At 56.9% G+C, this 1076-nt stretch carries 2 protein-coding genes and 1 pseudogene; 1 reads left to right on the top strand and 2 read right to left on the bottom strand.

Annotated elements, in window-relative coordinates:
• A pseudogene (locus tag IVA78_RS25515) lies at positions 1-347 on the top strand (recombinase family protein); the annotation flags it as partial.
• On the opposite strand, the gene IVA78_RS25510 reads toward IVA78_RS25515, so the two are convergent.
• Together IVA78_RS25510 and IVA78_RS25505 are read right to left on the bottom strand one after the other, a co-directional pair.
• Positions 342-446, bottom strand: coding sequence for an ATP-binding protein (locus tag IVA78_RS25510; RefSeq protein WP_346275315.1), 105 nt, complete (start codon positions 444-446; stop codon positions 342-344). The pseudogene IVA78_RS25515 and the gene IVA78_RS25510 sit on opposite strands and share 6 nt — an antisense overlap.
• 317 nt (positions 447-763) lie before the next feature.
• A partial coding sequence (locus IVA78_RS25505) for a transposase (protein WP_247468471.1) occupies positions 764-1076 on the bottom strand: 313 nt, incomplete at its 5' end.

Raw genomic sequence — 1076 nt, 5'->3', positions numbered from 1 at the left:
TCGCGGCAATACTCAATCAGGAAGGCTTTGTCGCGGCCCGAGGCTGCGCCTTCAAAGGCGAGAACGTCTGGCTGTTGCGCACCCGCTGGGGCATTCCCATCGTCAAAATCAACGGCGTGGACAAGAATCCGATGCGCTGGCCCGACGGCAGCTTCTCGATTCAGGGCGCAGCGGCTGAGCTTGGAGTAACCCCGCAAACAATCTTCGATCATCTTGCGCGCGGAATGCTGGCAGGTCGTCAGTTAACCAAAGGCCAGCCATGGCAGATCGAGCTCTCAGACGAACAAATCGGTCAGCTGCGCAATCGGGTACGACGCACCAAGCGTTCGAAGAAGGAGGCATCATGAAGTCATCGGCTCGGCAATGACGTCATGCCATTGCGACACGGGGACCTGACTTGTGATCAACAAGGATCCCTTGTCGTAGCGGTCATCGACGATCTCCACCAGATCACGACGCTGGTCGGCCGTGGAGCGGTTCAGGTCCCCGTATGTGGACGGCCTCTGATGGCAAGCACAATTTGGCACTTCGAACGACTTGGACGGCTGCGATCGTATGTCCGGCCTTTAGCGCGGATCATATCTCCGCGGGCCCTGATGAAGTCCGACAACCAAGGGGTCACATCAAGGATGCGGAGCTTTAGAGCTCACACGACTGGTCGGGTTTTCCTGGTTTTCGGTGGCGACCGTTGTCTTTCATCATGCCTTTCTTGCACTTACCAAGCTTAGAACTCTTTGATTTTGCGGCTGGCCGAAACTCACGTTCAAGGTTTGGCGAACATCTCGGTACGGAAGCATTCTCCGGTTTTCACCATTGCCAAGATGATCCGAGCCAGCTTGTTGGCAAGGGCGACGGTCACAAGCCGCGCCGGCTTTTTCGCCAAGAGCCCGACAATCCAGTCGCGCAAGCCGCCGCGGCGTTTTTCCACAACGTTTAGAAGCGATGTTGCTCCGAGAACCAGTAGCTTCCTTATATACCGATTACCCGCCTTGGTGATGCTTCCGAGAGTCGGTTTACCCCCACTCGAAATTTGCCTGGGCGTCAGCCCGAGCCAGGCAGCAAAATCCCGCCCCGAA

It is taken from the genome of Bradyrhizobium sp. 137 (assembly GCF_023074095.1).
Taxonomy (GTDB): domain Bacteria; phylum Pseudomonadota; class Alphaproteobacteria; order Rhizobiales; family Xanthobacteraceae; genus Bradyrhizobium.
Note: the sequence above shows the minus strand (reverse complement) of the source record. Positions and strands in the feature narration are given on the sequence as shown.